This is a genomic window from Pseudomonas sp. B21-021, from assembly GCF_024749205.1.
GTDB lineage: Bacteria > Pseudomonadota > Gammaproteobacteria > Pseudomonadales > Pseudomonadaceae > Aquipseudomonas > Aquipseudomonas paraglycinae.
This window is the reverse complement of the sequence record NZ_CP087192.1, coordinates 5,355,079-5,368,648: the sequence shown is the minus strand read 5'-3', so window position 1 is coordinate 5,368,648 and position 13,570 is coordinate 5,355,079. Positions and strand designations below refer to the sequence as shown.

The window sequence follows — 13,570 nt, the reverse complement described above, 5'->3', positions numbered from 1 at the left end:
AAAACCCCAGCCGTTCGTCCAGGAAACTCATGACCTTGCCAAGCCCGTTCATTCGAGAAACCTTCCCCGTCGGCCCCTTGCAGTGCAATTGCACGATCATCGGCGATTCGATCACCAAAAAAGCCATCGTCGTCGACCCGGGCGGCAATCCTGATCTCATCATGGCCAGGCTCGACGCCCTGGGCCTGAAGGTTGTCAGCATCATCCACACCCACGCGCACCTCGATCACTTCCTCGCCTCTGGTCAGATGAAAGAGAAGACCGGCGCCACCCTGCACTTGCATAAAGAAGATCAGTTCCTGTGGGACAACCTCGAGATGCAATGCCAGATGTTCGGCGTGCCATATACGCCGGTGCCGTCACCGGATCGCTGGTTGAGCGACGATGAAGAGCTGGCCTGCGGCTGCGGCGTGGCCTTGCACACACCGGGGCATACGCCAGGTTCCATGAGCTTCTGGTTTTCCGAGGCTAAGCTGTTGATTGCCGGCGACACGCTGTTTCGTCGCGGAGTAGGGCGCACGGATTTGTGGGGCGGCGATCAGGCGACCATCGTGCGATCGATCAAGCAGCGGCTGTACACCCTGGATGAAGACGCGACTGTTGTGGCCGGGCATGGTCCGGATACGCGTCTGGGGGATGAAATGCGCGAGAACCCGTTTGTGCGTGCCTAAACATTTTGTCACGGGTGCCCAGCGGAATTTTTGTGCATTGTCATGATCCAACGCCCGCACGGGCCAGTTGCCAATGGCCGCTGCACCACAGAATGCAAAATGTAGGAGCACTCCATGTTCACCACGCGTCGTTTGATTATTGTCGCTACTGCCGTGGCCGTCTTGTCCGGCTGCGCCTCGCCCAACCCGTATGACAATCAGGGTCAGGCAGACGGTGGCTCCCAAGGCATGAGCAAAACCGCCAAGTACGGTGGCCTCGGTGCGTTGGCCGGCGCGCTGGCCGGTGCCGCCATCGACCACAACAACCGCGGCAAGGGCGCGCTGATCGGCGCGGCTGTCGTCGGTGCCTCGGCCGCCGGTTACGGCTACTACGCCGACCAGCAGGAGAAAAAACTGCGCGCCAGCATGGCCAACACCGGGGTTGAAGTGCAGCGTCAGGGCGATCAGATCAAGCTGATCATGCCGGGCAACATCACCTTCGCCACCGATTCGGCGAACATCGCTTCGAGCTTCTATCAGCCGCTGAACAACCTGGCCAACTCGCTCAAAGAGTTCAACCAGAACCAGATCGAAATCGTCGGTTACACCGACAGCACCGGCAGTCGTCAGCACAACATGGACCTGTCCCAGCGTCGTGCGCAGAGCGTGGCAACCTACCTGACTTCGCAAGGCGTCAGCGGTGCCAACCTGAGCGCCCGCGGTGCCGGCCCGGATAATCCGATCGCCAGCAACGGTGACGTCAATGGCCGCGCGCAGAACCGCCGCGTCGAGGTTAACCTCAAAGCCATCCCTGGCCAGCAGTACGGTGGCCAGCAACAGCCGGGTACGGTTCAGCAGTACCCGTAACCGTCAGCTACAAAAAAGCCCCCGGACAAGTGATTGTCCGGGGGCTTTTTGTTGGCGCGAAGGCTGATTACTTCTTCAGGCCGTAATGCTCGTCGAGCATGCCCGGCGAGTTCGGGGTCTTCGGCGCGTAGTCACGCGGCGGTTCCTGATCCCGTGGTGGTGTCAGGCGTTCACGTGGAGCCTGTGCCGCGTCGGCGTGCAGCGAGGCGAGCAGGCGTTGACGGGTCTGCTCGTCCAGGGCCAGGCGGTTGGCGCCCTCGGCGAGGTGATCCTGCACTTCCTGATAGCTCTGGGTCAGTTTCTTGACCAGATTGGCTGTGCTGTTGAAGTGGGTCACCACTTCGTTCTGATAACTGTCGAAACGTTCCTGAATATCATCCAGTTGACGCTGCGTGCGGCTGGGCGCGGCGTTCGGCGCAACGCGTGCGATCAGGAAACCAATGGCGACACCCACAACCAGGGCAAGAGTCGGTAACAACCAAACTAAGAGCGAGTGTTCCACGAGTCCTTCCTCTATAAACGGCTTTGCTTTACGTTAACGGCTCGAACCTGCGCTGTATACCGCGATTCACTCGCAATAGACTGGCACAGACAATTTGCTAGACGAGTCGACCCGATTCGAGGTCACGGAGTTCCTTCCTTGCTGATGCGTGAAACCCCTGTAGTGATTGATGGCCCGGTGGGGCAACTTGAGTCTTTGTATCTGGACAATGAGCAGCCGCGCGGCATCGCGCTGATCTGCCACCCGAACCCGGTGCAGGGCGGCACCATGCTCAACAAGGTCGTCTCGACCCTGCAGCGCACTGCGCGCGATGCCGGTCTGATCACCTTGCGCTTCAACTATCGCGGCGTCGGTGCCAGCGAAGGCAGCCACGACATGGGCACCGGTGAAGTCGACGACGCCCAGGCCGCTGCCGCCTGGCTGCTGGAAAAGCACCCGGATCTGCCGCTGACCCTGTTCGGTTTCTCCTTCGGTGGATTTGTTGCAGCAAGTCTCGGCGGCCGCCTCGAAGCCCAAGGCATCACGCTCAAGCACCTGTTCATGGTTGCGCCGGCGGTGATGCGCTTGGGCGATCAGGATCAACTGCCGCAGCAGGGCGAGTTGACCGTGATCCAGCCGGAAACCGACGAAGTGATCGACCCGCAGCTGGTCTACGACTGGTCTGACAAACTCCAGCGCCCCCATGAGCTGCTGAAAGTGGCAGAATGCGGACACTTTTTTCATGGCAAGCTGACCGATCTCAAGGATCTGATCCTGCCGCGTCTCTCGAATTGATTGCAGTCTGACAAGCGATTACCCATGACGAACCGTACCCGCATCCTCACCGGCATTACCACCACCGGCACCCCGCACCTGGGCAACTACGCCGGCGCCATCCGCCCGGCGATTCTCGCCAGCCGCGACAGCAATGCCGACTCGTTCTACTTCCTGGCCGACTATCACGCCCTGATCAAGTGCGATGACCCGCTGCGCATCCAGCGCTCGCGTCTGGAAATCGCCGCGACCTGGCTGGCCGGTGGTCTGGATGTGGATCGTGTGACCTTCTACCGTCAGTCCGACATCCCGGAAATCCCCGAGCTGACCTGGCTGCTGACCTGCGTCGCGGCCAAGGGCCTGCTCAATCGCGCCCACGCCTACAAGGCTTCGGTGGACAAGAACGTCGAGACCGGCGAAGACCCGGATGCCGGCATCACCATGGGCTTGTACAGCTATCCGGTGCTGATGGCGGCGGACATTCTGATGTTCAACGCGCACAAGGTGCCGGTCGGTCGCGACCAGATCCAGCACGTGGAAATGGCCCGCGATATCGGCCAGCGTTTCAACCATCTGTTCGGCCAGGGCAAGGAGTTCTTCACCATGCCCGAGGCGCTGATCGAGGAAAGCGTTGCCACCTTGCCGGGCCTGGACGGGCGCAAGATGTCCAAGAGCTACGACAACACCATTCCGCTGTTCTCCAGCGCCAAGGAAATGAAGGACGCGATCTCGCGCATCGTTACCGACTCCCGCGCGCCGGGCGAAGCGAAAGATCCGGACAACTCGCACCTGTTCACTCTGTTCCAGGCCTTCTCCACGCCGACGCAGGCCGACGAATTCCGCAGCGAACTGCTGGGCGGTGTGGGTTGGGGCGAGGCGAAGAACCGTCTGTTCCAGTTGCTCGACAACGAGCTGGGCGAATCCCGCGAGCGTTATCACCAGTTGATCGAACGCCCGGCAGATCTGGAAGACATCCTGCAACACGGCGCCAAGAAGGCCCGTGCGGTGGCGACGCCGTTCCTCAACGAGCTGCGCGAAGCGGTTGGCCTGCGTTCCTTCGTCAATCAGGTTCAGGTGGCCGCGACCACCAAGAAGAAAGCCGCGAAAGCTGCACGTTTCGTCAGCTTCCGCGAAGACGACGGCAGCTTCCGTTTCCGTCTGCTGGCGGCCGACGGCGAGCAATTGCTGCTGTCGCGTAACTTCGCCGACGGTAAAACCGCCGGTCAGGTGACCAAGCAACTGCAATCGGGTCAGGCGCTGGATGTACGCAGCGAAGACCTGAGCTTCAGCGTCTGGCTGGAAGGCGAGTGCGTCGGCGACAGCCCGGCGTTCGCCGACGTGGCTGCGCGGGATGCGGCTGTCGAGGCGTTGCGGATCGCTCTGACGCCGGTTCAGGAATAATCAACGGGCCGGCCCGACCAAGGGCCGATTGCCATTCCCACGGGCCATCGCTACAGTGACGGCCCGTTTTTGTTGCCTTGCTAACGAATTATGACGCCCCTAGAACGATATCAAGCTGATCTGAAACGCCCGGACTTCTTCCATGATGCGGCGCAGGAAACTGCCGTGCGTCATTTGCAACGCCTGTACGACGATCTGATCGCGGCCGAGCAGAACAAGCCGGGTTTGCTGGGCAAGCTGTTTGGCAAGAAGGATCAGACGCCGGTCAAGGGCCTGTATTTCTGGGGCGGCGTGGGTCGCGGCAAGACTTACCTGGTGGACACCTTCTTCGAAGCGCTGCCATTCAAGGAAAAGACCCGCACCCACTTCCACCGCTTCATGAAGCGCGTGCACGAAGAGATGAAAACCCTCGGCGGCGAGAAAAACCCGCTGACCATCATCGCCAAGCGTTTCGCGACCGAATCACGGGTCATCTGCTTCGATGAATTCTTCGTCTCCGACATCACCGACGCCATGATCCTCGGTACGCTGATGGAAGAGCTGTTCAAGAACGGCGTGACCCTGGTCGCCACGTCGAACATCGTGCCGGACGGCCTGTACAAGGACGGCCTGCAACGCGCGCGCTTCCTGCCGGCCATCGCACTGATCAAGCAGAACACCGAGATCGTCAACGTCGACAGCGGCGTCGACTACCGTCTGCGTCACCTCGAACAAGCGGAGCTGTTCCACTTCCCGCTCGACGAAGCCGCTCACGAAAGCCTGCGCAAGAGCTTCCGCGCACTGACGCCTGAGTGCACGGCGGCGGTGGAAAACGATGTGCTGATCATCGAAAACCGCGAAATCCGTGCCCTGCGTACTTGCGATGACGTGGCCTGGTTCGACTTCCGCGAACTTTGCGACGGCCCGCGCAGCCAGAACGACTACATCGAACTGGGCAAGATCTTCCACGCCGTGCTGCTCAGTGGCGTGGAGCAGATGAGCGTCACCACCGACGACATCGCCCGACGCTTCATCAACATGGTCGACGAGTTCTACGACCGTAACGTCAAACTGATCATTTCTGCCGAAGTCGAGTTGAAAGACCTGTACACCGGCGGACGCCTGACGTTCGAGTTCCAGCGTACCCTCAGCCGTCTGCTGGAGATGCAATCCCACGAGTTCCTGTCCCGGGCACACAAGCCTTAAGCGGATTCGGCAAACAAAAAGGGCCTGCAGATGCAGGCCCTTTTTTGTGTCTGGTCGAATCGTCAGGCAGCTTGCTGGAACTGCTGCCGGTACTGGTTCGGCGACAGTTCGGTGTGCTGGCGGAACAGCCGTGCGAAGAAGCTCGCATCGTCGTAGCCGACTTCGTAGCTGATGGTCTTGATGCTCTTGCGACTACCGGAGAGCAAGCCCTTGGCGGTCTCGATGCGCAGCCGTTGCAGATAGTGCAGCGGCTTGTCACCGGTGGCGGTCTGGAAGCGGCGCATGAAGTTGCGGATGCTCATGCCGTGTTCGCGGGCCACGTCTTCGAAGCGGAACTTGTCGGCGAAATGCTCTTCGAGCCAGTGCTGGATCTGCAGGATGATCACATCCTGATGCAGTTTCTGGCCGCCGAAACCGATGCGGCCCGGTGCGTAGCTGCGCTGCACTTCATAGAGAATGTCGCGAGCTACCGCCTGGGCCACATTGGCGCCGCAGAAGCGCTCGATCAGATAAATGTAGAGATCGCAGGCTGAGGTGGTGCCGCCGGCGCAATACAGGTTGTCGGCGTCGGTCAGGTGCTTGTCCTGATTGAGGTAGACCTGCGGGAAGCGCTCGGCGAAAGCGTTGAAGAAGCGCCAGTAGGTGGTCGCTTCCTTGCCGTTGAGCAAACCGGCCTCGGCCAGCCAGAACACCCCGGTAGCCTCGCCGCAGAGCACGGCGCCCCGGGCATGCTGTTCGCGCAGCCACGGCAGGATCTGTGGATAACGTTGGCACAGCGTATCGAAATCGTCCCAGAACGCCGGGAGGATAATGACATCGGCATTTTCCAGGCCGCCGTCCACCGGCATGACCACGTCACTGAAGCTGTTAACCGGTTTACCGTCGGGGCTGACCAGGCGTGTTTCGAACGCCGGAGTCAGGCCGTGGCCCAGTTGTTTGCCGTAACGCAGGCTGGCCAGATGGAAGAAATCCTTGGCTTGCATGAGGGTGGAAGCGAAAACCCGGTCGATCGCCAGGATGCTGACGCGCCGCAAGGGCGTGGAGACTTGCTTGGACATAATTCAACTTTTGTTTTTATAAGGGAAAGTGGTCACCAGACGGCTGGATCGTCTTATTTTTTGTCGGATGTGTCCAGTGTCCTGTATCGGAAGCGCGGCTTAGTCTCTGAAGGTCTGATCCCTCCAACAATAAAGAAAAGGTGACGCATGATTCCCAGAACCTTGTTCAGCTCCGAGCACGAATTGTTCCGCGACAGCGTACGAACATTCCTCGAAAAAGAGGCCGTGCCGTTCCATGGGCAATGGGAAAAACAAGGCTACATCGACCGCAAACTGTGGAACAAGGCGGGGGAGGCGGGGATGCTCTGCTCGCACCTGCCGGAGGAATACGGCGGGTTGGGGGCGGACTTTCTTTACAGCGCGGTGGTCATCGAGGAAGTAGGGCGGCTGGGGCTGACCGGTATCGGTTTTTCACTGCATTCGGACATCGTCGCGCCGTACATCCTGCATTACGGCAGCGAGGCGCTGAAGCAGAAATACCTGCCGAAGCTGGTCTCCGGCGAGATGGTCACCGCGATCGCCATGACCGAGCCGGGCGCCGGTTCCGACCTGCAAGGGGTCAAGACCACGGCGCTGCTGGATGGCGACGAATATGTGATCAACGGTTCGAAAACCTTTATCACCAATGGCTTTCTGGCGGATCTGGTGATCGTCGTCGCCAAGACCGATCCCAAGGCTGGCGCCAAGGGCACCAGCCTGTTTCTGGTGGAGGCGAACACGCCGGGCTTCGACAAGGGCAAGCGCCTGGAGAAGGTCGGAATGAAGGCTCAGGACACGTCGGAATTGTTCTTTCAGGACGTGCGCGTGCCGAAGGAAAACCTGTTGGGTCAGGCCGGGGCGGGGTTTGCCTATCTGATGCAGGAACTGCCGCAGGAGCGTCTGACCGTGGCGATTGGCGGGCTGGCTTCAGCCGAGGCGGCGCTGCAATGGACGCTGGATTACACCCGCGACCGCAAGGCGTTCGGCAAGTCGATTGCCGACTTCCAGAATACCCGCTTCAAGCTGGCGGAAATGGCCACCGAGATTCAGATCGGCCGGGTGTTCGTCGACCGCTGCCTGGAGCTGCACCTGCAAGGCAAACTGGACGTGCCGACGGCGGCGATGGCCAAGTACTGGGGCACCGACCTGCAATGCAAGGTGCTCGACGAGTGCGTGCAGCTGCATGGCGGCTACGGTTTCATGTGGGAATACCCGGTGGCCCGGGCCTGGGCGGATGCGCGGGTGCAGCGGATCTATGCCGGCACCAATGAAATCATGAAGGAGATCATTGCGCGGTCGCTTTGATCCGAAAGTGTGATCGTTCCCACGCTCTGCGTGGGAATGCCGCCATGGACGCTCTGCGTCCGCTTTGGGAGCGTCGCGGTATGCGTTCCCACGCAGAGCGTGGGAACGATCATCGTCCTGGATTACGGCGCAGGGTTCGGATGATCCTTGTGAATCGCTTCGATCCCTTCCAGCACTTCCCTCGACAGTTTCAGCTCGTAGCTGGCGATGTTGCTGTCCAGTTGCTCCAGCGTCGTTGCCCCGATGATGTTGCTGGTGACGAACGGTTGCTGGTTCACAAAGGCCAGAGCCATTTGCGCCGGATCCAGACCGTGTTCACGAGCCAGCGCCACGTAACGGCTGCACGCCGCTTCCGATTGCGGGTTGAAATAGCGGCTGAAGCGGCTGTAGAGGCTCAGGCGGCCTTTTGGCGGACGCGCCCCACCTTCGTACTTGCCCGACAGGAAACCGAACGCGAGCGGCGAATAGGCGAGCAGACCGCATTGTTCACGGATGGCGATTTCCGCCAGGCCGATCTCGAAGCTGCGGTTGAGCAGGTTGTACGGGTTCTGGATTGACACGGCGCGCGGCCAGCCACGGGCTTCGGCCAGGGCGAGAAAACGCATGGTGCCCCACGGGGTCTCGTTGGACAGGCCGATGTGACGGATCTTGCCGGCCTTCACTTGCTCATCGAGCGCTTCAAGGGTGTCTTCGAGCGGCGTCAGGTTGGCTTCGGTCTGGTGCTTGTAGCCCAGCTGTCCGAAAAAGTTGGTGCTGCGCTCCGGCCAGTGCAATTGATACAGATCGATGTAGTCGGTCTGTAGGCGCTTGAGGCTGGCGTCCACGGCTTCGGTGATGTGCTGGCGGTTGTGGCGCAGGTTCTTGTCGCGGATGTAGTCGATGGTGTTGCCGGGGCCGGCGATCTTGCTGGCGAGGATCCAGTCGGCGCGGTCGCCACGGCTCTTGAAGTAATTGCCGATGTAGCGCTCGGTGGTGGCGTAGGTTTCGGCTTTCGGCGGCACCGGGTACATCTCGGCGGTGTCGAGGAAATTGATCCCGGCCTCTTTTGCCCGCTCGATCTGGGCGAAGGCTTCAGCTTCAGTGTTTTGCTCGCCCCAGGTCATGGTGCCGAGGCAGATTGCACTCACGTTCAGGTCGGTACGGCCTAGCTGGCGATAGTCCATCGGGTGCTCCTTGGGCAAAACAAGCATAAAAGCAGGTTGAAATTTTTTTCGCAATCTGCATAATTGCCGACCTCTTTCTGCAGTGGAAGTGATGCGCCGCCGCCGAAGAATCTTGCCGTTGAACGGACGCGCCGACCCGAGCCCCCGAAAGCGTCTGTATCCGGCTGCCTTTGACTTGTCAAAGTACGCACTATTCAGTAAGATCCGCCGTCTTATTTACAGGCGGCCCCTGAGGCTATAAAGAATGAAAACTTTTACTGCTAAACCGGAAACAGTAAAGCGCGACTGGTTTGTCGTCGACGCTGCTGGTCAGACCCTGGGTCGTCTGGCCACCGAAATCGCGAGCCGTCTGCGTGGCAAGCACAAGCCTGAGTACACTCCTCACGTTGACACCGGCGACTACATCGTCGTAATCAACGCTGAGCAGATCCGTGTTACCGGTGCTAAAACCACTGACAAAATGTACTACTCCCACTCCGGTTTCCCGGGCGGCATCAAGTCGATCAACTTTGAAAAGCTGATCGCCAAGGCCCCTGAGCGCGTGATCGAGACCGCGGTTAAAGGCATGCTGCCTAAAAACCCACTGGGTCGCGACATGTACCGTAAGCTGAAAGTCTATGCGGGCGCTGCACACCCTCATACTGCTCAGCAGCCCCAAGAACTGAAGATTTAACGGAATAGTTCATTATGTCGGCGACTCAAAATTACGGCACTGGCCGTCGCAAGACCGCAACCGCACGCGTTTTCCTGCGTCCGGGTACTGGTAACATCTCCATCAACAACCGCTCCCTGGACACGTTCTTCGGTCGCGAAACTGCCCGCATGGTAGTTCGTCAGCCGCTGGAACTGACTGAGACTGTCGAGAAGTTCGACATCTACGTCACCGTCATCGGTGGTGGTGTAAGTGGTCAAGCTGGCGCAATCCGCCACGGCATCACTCGCGCTCTGATGGACTACGACGAAACCCTGCGTAGCGCTCTGCGCAAAGCTGGCTTCGTTACTCGCGACGCCCGTGAAGTTGAACGTAAGAAAGTTGGTCTGCGTAAAGCGCGTAAGCGTCCGCAGTACTCGAAGCGTTAATTTCGCTTCCACGTTCAAAAAGAACGCCCGATTCCTCACGGAACCGGGCGTTTTTTTATGCGTGCGATTTCTTGAATAATTGCGCTGTGACAACTTGCCACATTCGTAGACCCCCTATACTACAAGGCTTGAGGGCCAGCCCTCCGGGTAATTACCTTGTCAGAATTGGGGGTTTTCATTACCATTCGGCAAAATTTTTATAAGTACATAGTTTCAATTTAGTAGACGCCTGATTTAACAGGCCACAAAGCTGATGGGAGAGGACTGAATGAGCAATGACGGCGTGAATGCAGGCCGGCGTCGCTTCTTGGTAGCAGCCACATCCGTGGTGGGTGCTGCAGGAGCGGTGGGGGCTGCGGTCCCGTTCGTGGGGTCATGGTTTCCCAGTGCCAAGGCGAAGGCTGCCGGAGCACCGGTGAAAGTGAATGTCAGCAAAATCGAGCCAGGGCAGCAGATGATTGCTGAATGGCGCGGCCAGCCGGTGTTCATTGTCCGCCGTACCGAGGAAATCCTGGGGAATCTCAAGAAGATCGAGGGCCAGCTCTCCGATCCGACCTCCAAAAACTCCACGCAACCCACTTATGTCGACCCTGAAGTGCGTTCGATCAAGCCGGAAATCCTCCTGTTGATCGGGATCTGCACTCACCTGGGTTGCTCACCGACTTTCCGTCCCGAAGTGGCACCCGCGGATCTGGGCAAAGACTGGGTAGGCGGCTATTTCTGCCCTTGCCACGGTTCCCACTACGATCTGGCTGGCCGCGTCTACAAGTCGCAACCTGCGCCTTTGAACCTGCCAGTACCCCCGCATTCCTATGAGACCGATGACCTGATTGTCATTGGCGTCGATACGGAGAAAGCGTGATGAGCAAGTTCATGGATTGGGTTGATGCACGCTTCCCCGCCACCAAGATGTGGGAAGACCATCTCAGCAAGTATTACGCTCCAAAAAACTTCAACTTCTTCTACTTCTTCGGCTCGCTGGCGCTGCTCGTTCTGGTCAACCAGATCGTCACCGGTGTCTGGCTGACCATGAGCTACACCCCGTCGGCGGAAGAAGCGTTCGCTTCCGTCGAATACATCATGCGCGACGTCGAGTACGGTTCGATCCTGCGCCTGCTGCACTCCACCGGCGCTTCGGCGTTCTTCATCGTGGTCTATCTGCACATGTTCCGTGGCCTGCTCTACGGTTCGTACCAGAAACCGCGCGAGCTGGTGTGGGTCTTCGGCATGCTGATCTACCTGGCGCTGATGGCTGAAGCCTTCATGGGTTACCTGCTGCCGTGGGGCCAGATGTCCTACTGGGGTGCCCAGGTGATCATCTCGCTGTTCGGTGCGATCCCGGTCATCGGCAACGACCTGACCCAGTGGATCCGTGGTGACTACCTGATTTCCGGGATCACCCTGAACCGCTTCTTCGCCCTGCACGTGGTTGCGCTGCCGATCGTGATTCTCGGTCTGGTGGTGCTGCACATCCTGGCGCTGCACGAAGTCGGTTCGAACAACCCGGACGGCGTGGACATCAAGAAGCACAAAGACGAAAACGGTATCCCGCTGGACGGCATTGCCTTCCACCCGTACTACACCGTGAAAGATATCGTCGGCGTCGTGGTGTTCCTGTTCATCTTCTGCTTCATTGTGTTCTTCTTCCCGGAAATGGGCGGTTACTTCCTCGAAAAGCCTAACTTCGAGCAAGCCAACCCGTTCAAGACGCCTGAGCACATTGCACCGGTCTGGTACTTCACACCGTTCTACGCAATCCTGCGTGCGGTCCCTGACAAGCTCATGGGCGTTATCGCCATGGGTGCAGCGATTGCGGTGCTGTTCGTCCTGCCGTGGCTCGACCGCAGCCCGGTCAAGTCGATGCGCTACAAAGGCTGGATGAGCAAGATCTGGCTGGTGGTGTTCTGCATTTCGTTCGTGATCCTCGGCATTCTGGGCGTTCTGGCCCCGACGCCAGGCCGTACGCTGCTGTCGCAGGTCTGCACCTTCCTGTACTTCGCCTACTTCATTCTGATGCCGTTCTACACCAGGCTCGAGAAGACCAAACCGGTTCCGGAAAGGGTGACTGGCTGATGAAAAAGTTATTTTTTGCTCTGATTTTTGCTGCTCTGCCAGTGCTGTCTTTCGCGGCCGAACACGGTGGTCCGGAACTGGAAAAGGTCGACATCGACGTTTCCGACAAGGCTGCCTTGCAGGATGGTGCGCGTACTTTCGCCAACTATTGCATGGGTTGCCACAGTGCCAAGTTTCAGCGTTACGAGCGTGTGGCCGATGACCTCGGCGTTCCGCACGAACTGATGCTGGAAAAACTGGTGTTCACCGGCGCCAAGATCGGCGATCACATGAACATCGGCATGCAGCCGGCCGACGCCAAGACCTGGTTCGGCGCAGCGCCACCGGACCTGACGCTGGTGGCTCGTGTTCGCGGCACCGACTGGCTTTACGGTTACCTCAAGTCGTTCTACGAAGATCCTGCGCGTCCATGGGGCGTGAACAACAAGGTCTTCCCGAACGTCGGCATGCCTAACGTGCTGGTCGGCCTGCAAGGTCGTCAGGTCGTGGGTTGCAAACAGGTACAGATCGTCGAAGACGGCAAGAAGCAATATGACCCGCTGACCGGTACGCCTCTGACTCATGAAGCGTGCGATCAGTTGACCATCGTGCCGAAAACCGGAACCCTCAACGAAGAGCAGTTCGATGAGAAGGTCAAGAATCTGGTAACCTTCCTGGCTTACTCGGCTAACCCGGTTAAGCTGCAACATCAGCGCATCGGTACTTACGTCTTGCTGTACCTGGCGTTCTTCTTTGTGTTCGCCTACCTGCTCAAGCGTGAATACTGGAAAGACGTGCACTGATAACGCTTCAAGCAATTGCTGTTAATCGCGCGCGCCCAAGGGCGCCTCTGAAAACGCAACGCCTGGTTCGCCAGCCGTTGCGGGAGGCGCCCTCTGGGCGCGCGCGTTTTTCCGGCTCCGACTATTTCAACAAGCGAGGAGGATCGCCATGGGCGTGACCAATCGGTTGGCCTGTTACTCCGACCCCGCCGACCACTATTCCCACCGAGTGCGCATCGTGCTTGCAGAGAAGGGTGTCAGCGCCGAAATCATTTTTGTGGAGGCTGGTCGTCAGCCGCCTAAACTGATTGAAGTGAACCCTTACGGCAGTCTGCCCACGCTGGTCGATCGTGACCTGGCGTTGTGGGAGTCGACCGTGGTGATGGAATACCTGGATGAGCGTTACCCGCATCCGCCATTGATGCCTGTGTACCCGGTGGCGCGTGCCAACAGTCGTCTGCTGATTCACCGCATTCAGCGTGACTGGTGTGGTCTGGTGGATCTGATTCTGGATTCGCGCACCAAGGAAGCGGCCCGTGCCGTGGCGCGCAAGGAATTGCGCGAAAGCCTGACGGGCGTGTCGCCGCTGTTTGCCGACAAGCCGTTTTTCCTCAGTGAGGAACAAAGTCTGGTGGATTGCTGCCTATTGCCAATACTCTGGCGTTTGCCGATTCTGGGTATAGAACTGCCGCGGCCCGCCAAGCCGCTGCTTGATTATATGGAGCGTCAGTTTGCGCGTGAGGCTTTCCAGGCGAGTCTGTCTGGTGTCGAACGCGACATGCGCTAAGGCTTA

Annotated in this window: 15 protein-coding genes; 12 read left to right on the top strand and 3 right to left on the bottom strand. The window is 59.1% G+C overall.

Annotated elements, in window-relative coordinates:
• The first annotated feature begins 29 nt into the window (after positions 1-29).
• Both LOY31_RS24085 and LOY31_RS24080 read left to right on the top strand, forming a co-directional pair.
• Entirely contained in the window at positions 30-671 is a 642-nt protein-coding gene (locus LOY31_RS24085) for an MBL fold metallo-hydrolase (protein WP_221534747.1), read from the top strand.
• A gap of 114 nt (positions 672-785) precedes the next feature.
• Positions 786-1,517, top strand: a complete 732-nt coding sequence (locus LOY31_RS24080; protein ID WP_007956806.1) for an OmpA family lipoprotein — start codon at positions 786-788, stop codon at positions 1,515-1,517.
• 67 nt (positions 1,518-1,584) lie between these two features.
• Here the strand turns inward: LOY31_RS24080 and LOY31_RS24075 are convergent, their stop codons facing one another.
• Positions 1,585-2,019 carry a YhcB family protein gene (locus LOY31_RS24075; protein WP_007956803.1) on the bottom strand — a complete coding sequence of 145 codons (435 nt, stop codon included), beginning with the start codon at positions 2,017-2,019 and terminating at the stop codon, positions 1,585-1,587.
• 144 nt (positions 2,020-2,163) lie between these two features.
• Between LOY31_RS24075 and LOY31_RS24070 the strand changes: the two genes are divergently transcribed.
• The 3 genes from LOY31_RS24070 (at position 2,164) to zapE (ending at position 5,358) form a co-directional block, all read left to right on the top strand.
• Positions 2,164-2,793 (top strand): alpha/beta hydrolase, encoded by a 630-nt coding sequence (locus LOY31_RS24070; protein ID WP_085607037.1) that lies wholly within the window; start codon positions 2,164-2,166, stop codon positions 2,791-2,793.
• A gap of 24 nt (positions 2,794-2,817) precedes the next feature.
• Positions 2,818-4,173, top strand: a complete 1,356-nt coding sequence (locus tag LOY31_RS24065) for a tryptophan--tRNA ligase (RefSeq protein WP_258712293.1) — start codon at positions 2,818-2,820, stop codon at positions 4,171-4,173.
• Between the two features lie 90 nt (positions 4,174-4,263).
• A complete protein-coding gene (zapE, locus tag LOY31_RS24060) occupies positions 4,264-5,358 on the top strand; it encodes a cell division protein ZapE (protein ID WP_085606932.1) in 1,095 nt (364 codons plus the stop codon).
• A 62-nt stretch (positions 5,359-5,420) separates the two neighbouring features.
• Here the strand turns inward: zapE and LOY31_RS24055 are convergent, their stop codons facing one another.
• On the bottom strand, positions 5,421-6,317 hold the full coding sequence (locus LOY31_RS24055) for a GlxA family transcriptional regulator (protein WP_170929381.1): 897 nt from the start codon (positions 6,315-6,317) through the stop codon (positions 5,421-5,423).
• 246 nt (positions 6,318-6,563) lie between these two features.
• Between LOY31_RS24055 and LOY31_RS24050 the strand changes: the two genes are divergently transcribed.
• On the top strand, positions 6,564-7,700 hold the full coding sequence (locus LOY31_RS24050) for an acyl-CoA dehydrogenase family protein (protein WP_085606930.1): 1,137 nt from the start codon (positions 6,564-6,566) through the stop codon (positions 7,698-7,700).
• A 122-nt stretch (positions 7,701-7,822) separates the two neighbouring features.
• On the opposite strand, the gene LOY31_RS24045 is transcribed toward LOY31_RS24050, so the two are convergent.
• Positions 7,823-8,863: an NADP(H)-dependent aldo-keto reductase gene (locus LOY31_RS24045; RefSeq protein WP_085606928.1), complete on the bottom strand. Its 1,041-nt coding sequence runs from the start codon at positions 8,861-8,863 to the stop codon at positions 7,823-7,825.
• A 244-nt stretch (positions 8,864-9,107) separates the two neighbouring features.
• On the opposite strand from LOY31_RS24045, the gene rplM reads away from it, so the two are divergent.
• The 6 genes from rplM to LOY31_RS24015 all read left to right on the top strand — a co-directional run bounded on the left by rplM (position 9,108) and on the right by LOY31_RS24015 (position 13,564).
• Complete coding sequence (rplM, locus tag LOY31_RS24040; protein ID WP_003228062.1) at positions 9,108-9,536, top strand: 50S ribosomal protein L13; 429 nt, start codon at positions 9,108-9,110, stop codon at positions 9,534-9,536.
• A 14-nt stretch (positions 9,537-9,550) separates the two neighbouring features.
• Positions 9,551-9,943 carry a 30S ribosomal protein S9 gene (rpsI, locus tag LOY31_RS24035; protein WP_007956794.1) on the top strand — a complete coding sequence of 131 codons (393 nt, stop codon included), beginning with the start codon at positions 9,551-9,553 and terminating at the stop codon, positions 9,941-9,943.
• Positions 9,944-10,211: 268 nt separating this feature from the next.
• The gene (gene petA, locus LOY31_RS24030; RefSeq protein WP_007917031.1) at positions 10,212-10,805 is read left to right on the top strand and encodes a ubiquinol-cytochrome c reductase iron-sulfur subunit; all 594 of its coding nucleotides are present in this window, start codon (positions 10,212-10,214) and stop codon (positions 10,803-10,805) included.
• Positions 10,805-12,016: a cytochrome bc complex cytochrome b subunit gene (locus tag LOY31_RS24025; RefSeq protein WP_007956792.1), complete on the top strand. Its 1,212-nt coding sequence runs from the start codon at positions 10,805-10,807 to the stop codon at positions 12,014-12,016. Before petA ends, LOY31_RS24025 begins: the two co-directional genes overlap by 1 nt.
• On the top strand, positions 12,016-12,798 hold the full coding sequence (locus LOY31_RS24020) for a cytochrome c1 (RefSeq protein WP_007956790.1): 783 nt from the start codon (positions 12,016-12,018) through the stop codon (positions 12,796-12,798). The genes LOY31_RS24025 and LOY31_RS24020 overlap by 1 nt, the downstream gene beginning before the upstream one ends.
• Before the next feature lie 148 nt (positions 12,799-12,946).
• Positions 12,947-13,564: a glutathione S-transferase N-terminal domain-containing protein gene (locus tag LOY31_RS24015; RefSeq protein WP_011335872.1), complete on the top strand. Its 618-nt coding sequence runs from the start codon at positions 12,947-12,949 to the stop codon at positions 13,562-13,564.
• The last annotated feature ends 6 nt before the right edge of the window (positions 13,565-13,570 follow it).

Coding starts and splice junctions, on each gene's coding strand:
- LOY31_RS24025 (WP_007956792.1), top strand. CDS start 10,805: ATGAGCAAGTTCATGGATTGGGTTGATGCACGCTTCCCCGCCACCAAG.
- petA (WP_007917031.1), top strand. CDS start 10,212: ATGAGCAATGACGGCGTGAATGCAGGCCGGCGTCGCTTCTTGGTAGCA.
- LOY31_RS24020 (WP_007956790.1), top strand. CDS start 12,016: ATGAAAAAGTTATTTTTTGCTCTGATTTTTGCTGCTCTGCCAGTGCTG.
- LOY31_RS24070 (WP_085607037.1), top strand. CDS start 2,164: ATGCGTGAAACCCCTGTAGTGATTGATGGCCCGGTGGGGCAACTTGAG.
- zapE (WP_085606932.1), top strand. CDS start 4,264: ATGACGCCCCTAGAACGATATCAAGCTGATCTGAAACGCCCGGACTTC.
- LOY31_RS24050 (WP_085606930.1), top strand. CDS start 6,564: ATGATTCCCAGAACCTTGTTCAGCTCCGAGCACGAATTGTTCCGCGAC.
- LOY31_RS24080 (WP_007956806.1), top strand. CDS start 786: ATGTTCACCACGCGTCGTTTGATTATTGTCGCTACTGCCGTGGCCGTC.
- rplM (WP_003228062.1), top strand. CDS start 9,108: ATGAAAACTTTTACTGCTAAACCGGAAACAGTAAAGCGCGACTGGTTT.
- LOY31_RS24045 (WP_085606928.1), bottom strand. CDS start 8,863: ATGGACTATCGCCAGCTAGGCCGTACCGACCTGAACGTGAGTGCAATC.
- LOY31_RS24065 (WP_258712293.1), top strand. CDS start 2,818: ATGACGAACCGTACCCGCATCCTCACCGGCATTACCACCACCGGCACC.
- LOY31_RS24015 (WP_011335872.1), top strand. CDS start 12,947: ATGGGCGTGACCAATCGGTTGGCCTGTTACTCCGACCCCGCCGACCAC.
- LOY31_RS24085 (WP_221534747.1), top strand. CDS start 30: ATGACCTTGCCAAGCCCGTTCATTCGAGAAACCTTCCCCGTCGGCCCC.
- rpsI (WP_007956794.1), top strand. CDS start 9,551: ATGTCGGCGACTCAAAATTACGGCACTGGCCGTCGCAAGACCGCAACC.